At 69.9% G+C, this 9,446-nt stretch carries 6 protein-coding genes and 2 pseudogenes; 3 read left to right on the top strand and 5 right to left on the bottom strand.

Translation table 11 applies throughout. The features are described from left to right. Positions 1 to 1,344 (bottom strand): streptophobe family protein (locus ADK36_RS05850; RefSeq protein WP_053196596.1); only part of this gene is annotated, 1,344 nt, incomplete at its 3' end. A gap of 242 nt (positions 1,345 to 1,586) precedes the next feature. Here ADK36_RS05850 and ADK36_RS05845 point away from each other — a divergent pair. Further along, positions 1,587 to 4,130 carry an FHA domain-containing protein gene (locus ADK36_RS05845; RefSeq protein WP_048587100.1) on the top strand — a complete coding sequence of 848 codons (2,544 nt, stop codon included), beginning with the start codon at positions 1,587 to 1,589 and terminating at the stop codon, positions 4,128 to 4,130. Between the two features lie 90 nt (positions 4,131 to 4,220). Here ADK36_RS05845 and ADK36_RS05840 read toward each other — a convergent pair whose 3' ends face one another. The 3 genes from ADK36_RS05840 to ADK36_RS05830 form a co-directional block, all read right to left on the bottom strand. Continuing rightward, positions 4,221 to 4,988: a transglycosylase SLT domain-containing protein gene (locus tag ADK36_RS05840; RefSeq protein ID WP_048587101.1), complete on the bottom strand. Its 768-nt coding sequence runs from the start codon at positions 4,986 to 4,988 to the stop codon at positions 4,221 to 4,223. Positions 4,989 to 5,287: 299 nt separating this feature from the next. Then, positions 5,288 to 6,424 (bottom strand): S-adenosylmethionine:tRNA ribosyltransferase-isomerase, encoded by a 1,137-nt coding sequence (locus ADK36_RS05835; protein ID WP_048587113.1) that lies wholly within the window; start codon positions 6,422 to 6,424, stop codon positions 5,288 to 5,290. Continuing rightward, positions 6,424 to 7,119: an SDR family NAD(P)-dependent oxidoreductase gene (locus ADK36_RS05830; RefSeq protein ID WP_048587102.1), complete on the bottom strand. Its 696-nt coding sequence runs from the start codon at positions 7,117 to 7,119 to the stop codon at positions 6,424 to 6,426. Before ADK36_RS05830 ends, ADK36_RS05835 begins: the two co-directional genes overlap by 1 nt. A gap of 243 nt (positions 7,120 to 7,362) precedes the next feature. Here ADK36_RS05830 and ADK36_RS45865 point away from each other — a divergent pair. Further along, positions 7,363 to 7,785, top strand: a pseudogene (locus tag ADK36_RS45865) (GAF domain-containing protein); the annotation flags it as partial. Here the strand turns inward: ADK36_RS45865 and ADK36_RS05825 are convergent. Next, positions 7,767 to 8,294 (bottom strand): annotated as a pseudogene (locus ADK36_RS05825) (sporulation protein); the annotation flags it as partial. The pseudogenes ADK36_RS45865 and ADK36_RS05825 overlap by 19 nt on opposite strands. 140 nt (positions 8,295 to 8,434) lie before the next feature. On the opposite strand from ADK36_RS05825, the gene ADK36_RS05820 reads away from it, so the two are divergent. Continuing rightward, positions 8,435 to 9,085, top strand: a complete 651-nt coding sequence (locus ADK36_RS05820; RefSeq protein WP_053196594.1) for a DNA-3-methyladenine glycosylase — start codon at positions 8,435 to 8,437, stop codon at positions 9,083 to 9,085. The last annotated feature ends 361 nt before the right edge of the window (positions 9,086 to 9,446 follow it).

Below are 9,446 nucleotides of genomic sequence, written 5' to 3'. Positions count from 1 at the left end.
CTGTGTGATCTGCCCCTCGCCCCACACCGCCCCGAGAACCAGCGCCATACCGAGGTTCCCCCGCAGCTCCACACCCGCACCGAACGCGTCGAAGCCCAGCACAGACAGCGACGCGTCCACGGACAGCTCCGTCAGCCAGGCGAGCAACGGCAGCGTCAACGCCGTGGCGATCCCGAGCCGCAGCGCACACCGCCCGGCGAAACGGAGGGCCCCCGGATCCCGTACGCCCCCGGGACCACCCGGGCCCTCCACCGGCGTCCGCACCGCCGTCAGCACCCCTGCGAGCAGCATCATCAGCGCCGCCGCGACCCCCAGCAGCCACACCCGTCCGTCCAGCTCCGCAAGCCTGCCCAGCGTCACGGACTGGTCGGCGTCGCTGTTCAGCAGGTCGTCCAGGGGGTCCGGCAACAGGCCCACCAGCACGCCTGTCGCCTTGCCGTCGAACGGGACGAGCAGGCCGATCGGGATGCCGAGCCACACGCCGTTCGGGGCACCGAGCAGGGCGGCGCCCGCGATCCGCTTGGGGTGGGCGTCGCCGATCGCCGCGTAGGCCGCCGCCGCGAGCCCGGCCGCGACCGCCACCAGCAGCACCGTGACGAGGGCGGACACTGCGGGCCGTACGACGCGGTGCACGGCTTCCCAGCCGCGCGGCAGCGGGGTGCGGCGTGAGGCCAGCAGGGCGATCAGCAGGATGCCGGCGGACCAGCCCAGGCCGCCGAGCAGCGTCGGCGCGATGTCCACCGTGAAGCCGACCGCCGCCTTCGCATCGATGAGGTCGCCGATCTGGTCGGGCAGCAGCCCGCCGATGTCCCCCACTCCGGGGATCTCCAGCCCGCCCCCGCCGCCCCCCGGCAGGTCGTCCAGCCCCAGCGAGCTCCCGTCGATCGTGATGACGTCGTGCCCCGCCCAGGCCAGTCCGCCCAGGGTCGCCACGAACAGGGTGACCACCGCGCCCCCGCGCGCGAGGAGTTCGGCCGGCGCGATCACAACTCCCGCGCCCCGTAAGGACCGTAAGAAGAACCACGACAGCAGCACCGCTCCGACCAGGCTCACTCCCAGTGGCGTGATCTCGATGGCGGTGACCGCCTCCGCGCCCGTCAGCCCGAAAGCGGACACATCGCCGGACGGCGTGACAGAACCACCCGCCCCAAGGGCCACCACCGCCGCGGTCATCGGGCCAAGCGAACTCGTGGTGTCCGCCTCCAGCAGATGCAGTCCGAGTGCCGCCGTGCCCGCCATTCCGATCAACGCCCAGCTCACGCAGGCGATCGCGGACAACAGGATGTCCCCCCACGGCAGCCGCTTGCCGTGCCTCGCGGTCTCGACGTTCGTGGACGCGCTCATGGCAGACCCCCCGATCCGCGGTGCGGCGACTGTTCGCCGCGCATGTCCCCCTCGCGTGGATTACCACTCTCCGGACTGATTTCAACCCCGTCAACGGAACCAGTCGAGGCGCGTGCGCGTGCTCCTCACAAGGCCCGACTTTCGGTCAGGGGGCGGAGCCTGAAATAGTTCCCGACGATGTTCGACATCCCTAGACTCCCTGTGTTGGGGGTAACTCGGGGGACTACTCAGTGGGGCATGGAGTGCCGGAACTCGTACTGGAATTGAATGGACGGACCTGGACGCTCGACGCGTCCAGGTCCTACACCCTCGGACGCGATCCGCAGGGTGACATCGTGCTCGACGACGCCAGAGTGTCCTGGCGGCACGCCACGATCAGCTGGAGCGGCCGCAGTTGGGTCATCGAGGACCACGGCAGCACCAACGGCACCTTCGCGCAGGGGCAGCGGATCCATCACCTGGAGATCGGCCCCGGTGCGGCCGTGCACCTGGGCAACGCGACCGACGGACCCCGCCTGAACCTCTCCGGCAGCGCGGGCGCCGTCGCCTCGCCGCAGGCCCAGCCGCAGCAGCAGCCGTACGCCGCGCAGGGCGCGAACCCCGGCTGGGCACCGCAGGCCCCCGCTCAGCAGGCGCCGCACCAGCAGGCCCAGCCGCAGCAGGCCCCGCAGGCCGGCTGGCAGCAGCCGCAGCAGGCCGCCGCGCACATCCCGCAGCAGGCGGGACCCGGTGGTGGCGCGGGGGCGCCGCCGGTCTACGGCGACCGCAGCCCCACCACGTTCCACCAGTTCGCCGTCGGCCGTGTCATGCGCATCGGCCGTGCCCTGGAGAACGAGCTGGTCGTCTCCGACCTCCAGGTCTCCCGGCACCACGCCGAGTTCCACTCGACGCCCGACGGCCGCATGGAGATCCGTGACCTCGGCTCCCACAACGGCACCTATGTCAACGGTCAGCCGATCGCCAAGGGCGGCTCGCAGCTGCTCGGCCCGACCGACGTCGTCGGCGTCGGCCACTCCACGTTCCGGATCGTCGGCGACCGTCTTGAGGAGTTCGTCGACACCGGTGAGGTCTCCTTCTCCGCCCGCCACCTGACCGTCACGGTCGACGGCGGCAAGCAGATCCTCAAGGACGTCTCCTTCGGCGTCCCGGAGAAGTCGCTGATCGCGGTCATCGGACCGTCCGGTTCCGGCAAGTCGACCCTGCTCAAGGCGCTCACCGGCTACCGCCCCGCCAACCAGGGTGACGTCCTCTACGACAACCGGAACCTCTACAAGCAGTTCGCCGAGCTCCGCCAGCGCATCGGTCTGGTCCCGCAGGACGACATCCTGCACAAGGAGCTGACCGTCAAGAAGGCCCTCAAGTACGCGGCCAAGCTCCGCTTCCCCGCCGACACCACCGGCGCCGAGCGCGAGGCCCGTATCGACGAGGTGCTGCGCGAGCTGAAGCTGGACATCCACAAGGAGAAGAAGGTCACCTCCCTCTCCGGCGGCCAGCGCAAGCGCGTCTCGGTGGCCCTGGAGCTGCTGACCAAGCCGTCGCTGATCTTCCTGGACGAGCCGACCTCCGGCCTCGACCCGGGCATGGACCGCGACGTCATGCAGCTGCTGCGCGGCCTCGCCGACGACGGCCGTACGGTCCTCGTCGTCACCCACTCCGTGGCCGAGCTGGCGCTGTGCGACAAGCTCCTGGTGATGGCACCGGGCGGCGCGGTCGCCTACTTCGGTCCGCCGGAGGAGGCCCTGAACTTCTTCGGCTACGACACCTGGGCCGACGTCTTCTCCGCCTTCGAGAACTACCGGGACTACGACTGGGCCGGACGCTGGAAGGGCTCGCAGCACTACCAGATGTACGCCGCGGACATCGACGCGATTGCCCCGCAGTCCGTACAGATGCCTCCGATGCAGGCGATGAAGCCGCCCAAGCCGCAGGGCTGGATGTCGCAGTTCCTGACCCTGGTGCGCCGCTATGTCTCGGTCATCGCCTCCGACAAGGGCTTCCTGGCCCTGACGGTGATCCTGCCGCTCGTCCTCGGCTCGGTGAGCCTGCTCATCGACTCCGGCAAGGACCTCCTGGTCAACACGGAGATCAACCCGAACACCGGCAAGCCGGTCGCCAACGGCACCGCCCTCACCGTCCTGCTGATCCTCGCGGTGGGCGCCTGCTTCGCCGGCGCAGCCAACTCCGTCCGTGAGCTGATCAAGGAACGGGTCATCTACGAGCGGGAGCGCGCGACCGGCCTGTCCCGGTCCGCGTATCTGATGTCCAAGGTGTTCGTGCTCGGGCTGATCACCGTGCTGCAGGGCCTGATGGTCGGTGTCATCGGCTTCTCCAGCCGCACCATCCCGGACGAGGGCCTGATCCTCGGCAGCCAGATCCTGCTGGAGCTGTGCATTCCGATCATGGCGCTGGGCTTCACCGCGATGATGTTCGGCCTGATCATCTCCGCCCTGGTGAAGACCGCCGAGAAGACCATGCCGCTGCTGGTCATGTTCGCGATCGTCCAGGTCGTCTTCACCGGCTGCCTGTTCCCCCTGGCCGGCTCCATCGGCGTCAACGAGCTCTCGTACCTGATGCCGTCGCGCTGGGCGGTGGCCGCCGCGGGTGCCACGCTCGACTTCAACCAGATCAGTCCGCCCGCCAAGGGCGACAGCAACGACCCGCTGTGGGAGCACACGGTCGGCGCCTGGAGCATGGACATGGTCGCCCTGGTCGTCCTCGGCGTGATCTGCGGCCTCTTCGTGGCCCGCTTCCTGCGCCGCCACGAGCCCGAGGTCATGCGCAAGTAGCCAGCCCGTCGTACGACGCCCGAAGGGCGGCACCCCGTCAGGAGGGTGCCGCCCTTCGGCGTACGGATCAGAGGCCCGCGCCTACCTCGCTCAGTACGCGCTGTTGACGTTGTCGATCGAGCCGTACCGGTCGGCCGCGTAGTTGGCGGCGGCGGTGAGGTTGGCGACCGGGTCGTACTGGCTCCACGCCGTGCCCGGGACGTGGTACGCGTCGAAGGTCGGCTTGATGACCTGGAGCAGACCGATCGACGGAACGCCGTTCTGGGCGTTGATGTCCCAGTTGTTGATCGCGTTCGGGTTGCCCGAGGACTCCCGCATGATGTTCTTGTGCAGGCCGTTGTAGGTGCCCGGGATGTTGTGCTTCTTCATGATGTCGAGCGCCTCGCGGATCCAGCCGTCGAGGTTGTTCGCGTAGGTCTTGGCGGCGACCTGCTTGACCTGGACGCGCTTGGCGGACCGGCTCGCGGCCTCCTTCGCCTTGCGCTCGGCCTCGGCCTTCTTCTTCGCGGCCTCAGCGGCGGCCTTCTTCTTGGCGGCGGCGTCGGCGGCTGCCTTCTTCTTGGCCGCGGCCTCCTGGGCCTTCTTGGCCGCGGCCTCCTGGGCCTTCTTGGCCGCGATCTCCTCGGCCTTCACGCTGGCGGAAGCGAGCTGGTCGGTGACGTTGCCCTTGACGTCCTTGATCTGCTCATTGCTGTACGCAACCTTGCCCGTGGGGGCCTCGGCCGTGGCCGTCTGGGCGTTGCCGGGGACGGCGGACAGGGCCAGAGCGGCGGCACCGAGCGTGCCGACACCGGCAATCGCGATCTTGTGGCGCTTGGTCAGCGTACGACTGAGACGGTTCTTGGTGTTCTTGAGCATGGCAGTGGGACCTCTTCGAATTGCGCGGAGGTCGCTCGCTGTCCGTCGGGGGACACGGGTGCTTCCTGCACAAACGCCGCGGGGAAGACCCGCGGCGCTGAGCGACGAGAGCAATTCTTAGCGGCCGCAAAATTGCGTGGCAAAGGTGTGACGTACGATCCCCGGTAGTGGACCCGGGAAGGGCAAATCGGGACAGACAGGACCGTCTGTCCCGCTCAAAAGGGACGTCACTACCTACTACGGACTTTCGTACGTGACCTGGACCCTATGCGCGGGCTCACATCGGCCGCGTAACAGTCTTACCGGCAGTTGCTGACGCAATGCTCTGAGTGAGGGGCCTCCGTCGGCAGGATGAGGTGCACGTCGCCGAACTCGTGCCACAGGTAGAGCCCGCGCAGCGCCGCCTCGTAGCCGCGGTCGATCGCCGCGCGCCCCGCGACCGCCTCCAGCATCAGCAGATGCGAGGCCTCCGGCTCGTGCAGCCCGGTCAGCAGACCGTCCACCACCCGCACCCCGCGCTCCGGCGTGACGACGAGATCCGTCCACCCCTCACGCGCGCGTACGACCCCGTCGGCGCCCACCGCCGACTCCACGGCCCGCACGGCCGTCGTCCCGACCGCGACGACCCTGCCGTCCCCCGCCTTGACCGCGTTGATCAGCCGCGCCGAGGCCCCCGGCACCGCGAACCGCTCCGGATACGGCGGCTGGTGCATCTCCGTCGAGGCCACCCCGGTGTGCAGCGTGATCGGCGCGAACCGCACACCCCGGCTGACCAGCTCCGTCACCATCCGCGCCGTGAAAGGCCGCGCCGCACTCGGCATCTCCGCGCTGCCCGCCCCGTCGGTCGACGGCAGCGCGAACACCGTCTGGTAGACGGACAGCGGCTGGTCCCGCTCCGTATAGGAGTAGCGAATCGGCCGCCCGTGCTCCCGCATCAGCCCGGCGACCCCGTCAGTCCCGGCGACCCCGGCAGGGGACACCCGCGCCCACCACAGCCGCCCGCTCCCCGGCTCCAGCGGCTCCTCCAGCAGCAGCCGCACACCCCCGGGCAACCACACCCTCATCCCCGGCGCACCCGCACGCGCGCGCGTAGTGCCCCGCCCGTCGGGATCCCGCAGCTCGACCGCCCACCGCCCGTCGTCCCCGTGCGTGGAGAAATGCACCACTACGCGCGCGTGCCCGACCGAGCCGTCCACGGCGGCGGCCAGCGTCCGCGACGTGTTGACGACCAGCAGATCCCCGGCCCGCAGCAGCCGCGGCAACGCGCCGAACGTGTGATGCGACACCTCCCTGCCCCGCGACACCAGCAGCCGTACGGCGTCCCGGTCCAGCCCAGTCCCACGCTGCTCGGCCGGAATCCGCGCCGACAGCTCCTCCGGCACGCTCCACCCCGCTCGACCGCGCTCGAACAGGGGGACCCCCATCGCAGGGGTCATCACCGCCCCTCCAGCAGGGACGGAGCCCCGTAGCGGCCGCTAGCCGGCCGTTCGTCCAGCAACCGCAGGAAGGCCGGCACCACACTGGCCGGCGTCGGCCGCGGATCCTCGTCGTCCGGTACGGCCGCCGCGTACAGGTCCGTGGCCATGTCCCCGGGATCCACCGCCCAGACCCGCAGCCCCGGCTCCTCCTCGCCGAGCACCGCCGCGAGATGGTCCAGGGCGGCCTTCGACGCCCCATAACCGCCCCACGTCTCATATGCCTCGGCGGCCGCGTCCGAGCTGACCGTGATCACCGTGCCCGTCCCGGACGCCCGCAGCAGCGGCAGCGCCTCCTGGACGAGGGCCAACGCCGCGACCACGTTCACCTCCAGCGCCCGCCGCAGCCCTTCCAGGGGCAGCTCGTCCAGCCGCACGAGCGGCTCGGCGCCCAGCGCGCTCGCATTGCTGACCAGCAGATCGACGCCGCTCAGCCGCCAGGCGGCCGCCACCAGCCCGGACCGGTGCCCGGCGTCCGTGACGTCCCCCGCAACGGCCGTCACGCGCGTGCCGTGCACAGCGAGGCCGGCCGCCGTCTCCTGGAGGACCTCCGCGGTCCTGGCGTCGAGCACCAGGTCCCAGCCCCGCGCCGCCAGCGCCCCGGCGAGCGCCCGCCCCAGTCCCTTCGAGGCCCCCGTGATGATCGCCACCGGCATGACACCCGTCCCCTCGTCCCTGGCCGCCTCCGCTCGGCGGTACCCCCTCAACGTAGGAACGGGGCCGCCCGCCCCGCCTCGGACGCGGGCCGCAAAGCCGCAGGGCCCTTGGTCCTACGCCGTGCACCCGGTCCTTCCGCCCTACGCCGCCGTGCCTGCGACCGCAGGACTAGGTCCCGCGCCGCAGTCGGCCGCCGCCACTGGTCCGATCCGGTTGTCAGAGCCCGCCGGTACCGTGAGGGCATGAGTCAAGGCCCCAGGTCCGGCCTCGCCGCGGTGAGTTCCGCGCTGCTGGCCATGAGCAGGCACCTCGAGGTGCGCGACGTCCTCAAGACGATCGTCGCCTCGGCCCGCGAACTGCTCGACGCGCAGTACGCCGCGCTCGGCGTCCCGGACGACCACGGAGGCTTCGCCCAGTTCGTGGTCGACGGGGTCAGCGACGACCAGTGGAAGGCGATCGGCCCGCTCCCGCGCCAGCACGGCATCCTCGCCGCCATGCTCCAGGAGGCCAAGGTCGAGCGCCTCGCCGACGTCCGCAAGGACTCCCGCTTCGAGGGCTGGCCGTCGGCGCACCCCGACATGTCCGACTTCCTGGGCCTGCCGATCCGCGACGGCGAAGAGGTCATCGGAGCCCTGTTCCTGGCCAACAAGCGCTGCCCCGTGCCCCGGATGTGGCCGCGCTCCATGTCCGCGTTCTTGAAACGGAAGCCCAGCTGGATGAAGGCGTCGAGGATCGCCTTCTGCGCGGGCAGCGGGTGCACGTTGATCGGGTCCAGGTCGGTGGAGTCCACGGCCCGCGCGATCGACAGCTCCGTCGTCACACCGATGTTCATGCCGCGCAGCGTCTGACCGTCGATCGTCGTGATCGGCGTCTCCCACGGGATCTCCAGCCCGAAGGGCACCGCGTGCACGGCCCCGGCCTGGAGCTCGAAGGCACCACCGAGCGGCATCTTCGTGAACTCGATGTCCTGCTTGTACTCCGAGTCCTGGCCCTCGACCTCGACGCGCGCCTGAAGGCCCACGGACAGGCCCTCGATGTTCTGGTTCACGGACCCGCCCTGAATCCGCACCTCACCCTGGACGACACCGCCCGGGACGACGTTGACCTCCGTCAGCACCGTCTCGACCGAAGCCCCACCGGCCCCCAGGCTCGCGAGCAGCTTCTTGAACGCCATGACTCTCCTCTATTCAGAGTGGATCCTTGATCCATACAAACGCGATCCGGCCGTGGCCGGTTCCGGGTCCCCACCCTGGCAAGGCGCACGCCCCCTGACCACCCCGTTGCGACCACCCGTCTGCATTACCCTCGGACGGCATGATCGCGATCCCCGACCGTACGCCCCTGTCCCGGGACTTCTTCGACCGGCCCGTCCTGGAAGTCGCCCCCGACCTCCTCGGCCGCATCCTGGTACGCACCACTCCGGACGGTCCGATCGCCCTCCGCCTCACAGAGGTCGAGGCCTACGACGGCCCGAACGACCCCGGCTCCCATGCCTATCGCGGCCGTACACCCCGCAACGACGTGATGTTCGGTCCCCCCGGCCACGTCTATGTCTACTTCACCTACGGCATGTGGCACTGCATGAACCTGGTGTGCGGCCCCGACGGCCAGGCATGCGCGGTCCTGCTGCGCGCCGGCGAGATCATCGAGGGCGCCGAGCTCGCCCGCACCCGTCGACTCTCGGCCCGCAACGACAAGGAACTGGCCAAAGGCCCGGCCCGCCTGGCCACCGCCCTGGACGTGGACCGCTCCTTGGACGGCACGGACGCGTGCACCGCCGGCGAGACCCCGCTGAGGATTCTCACCGGCACCCCGGTCCCCTCCGACCAGGTACGGAACGGTCCCCGCACCGGAGTGGCAGGTGACGGAGGCAACGGCGACGTCCACCCCTGGCGCTACTGGATCGCCAACGACCCTACGGTCAGCCCCTATCGGGCCCATGTCCCCAGGCGTCGCTCAAGTTGACGCGCCATGACGGGGCGCGTAACGTGGCCTGAGCCGCTGAACCGGGTACTGCGAAGTCAGCAGCCGGAGCGGCCAACCCACTACCTACGACACCCCTCGGCGGGGTCGATTCTGGCGTGCCCGCATGCCCGAATTCGAATCCGCGGAACCCCGATTATGAATCGGGCGGGGGAATCGGCTAACGTAGTGAATGTCGAAAGGCCGACAGGCGAAAGCCCAGAGCCCAAGGCAATCCCGCCGACAGAGAATCGGATCGGAAAACGATCTGATAGAGTCGGAAACGCAAGACCGAAGGGAAGCGCCCGGAGGAAAGCCCGAGAGGGTGAGTACAAAGGAAGCGTCCGTTCCTTGAGAACTCAAC

Origin of the sequence: Streptomyces viridochromogenes, from assembly GCF_001270495.1 — a bacterium.
GTDB lineage: Bacteria > Actinomycetota > Actinomycetes > Streptomycetales > Streptomycetaceae > Streptomyces > Streptomyces viridochromogenes_A.
Note: the sequence above shows the minus strand (reverse complement) of the source record. Positions and strands in the feature narration are given on the sequence as shown.